The organism is Leifsonia sp. SIMBA_070, assembly GCF_046534635.1.
GTDB lineage: Bacteria > Actinomycetota > Actinomycetes > Actinomycetales > Microbacteriaceae > Leifsonia.
Genome location: NZ_JAWRYK010000705.1, coordinates 1 through 248, shown reverse-complemented (window position 1 = coordinate 248; position 248 = coordinate 1). Strand labels below are relative to the sequence as shown.

Genomic DNA, 248 nt, shown 5'->3' with positions numbered 1-248 from the left:
GCGATCTCGCCGGCATGTTCGACGGCGAGAGCACGGTCGAGTTCGACGCCCGCGCACCCATGATGGTGGTCGACACGTCACGTCTGCGAGCCGTCGCCCCTGACATGCAGGCGCTCGCACGACTAGCGACGACCAGGTGGATCCACAACGCCACCACCGGAGTGAACCGGGCAAAGCGGCTCATCGTCCACGAAGAGGCCGCGATCGCGCTGATGAACGACGTCTACGGCGGTGCAGGCCTGGTCTCG

1 pseudogene is annotated in these 248 nt (G+C 66.5%); it reads left to right on the top strand.

Features of this window, described 5'->3' with window-relative positions:
- A pseudogene (locus SB754_RS22065) lies at positions 1–248 on the top strand (hypothetical protein); the annotation flags it as partial.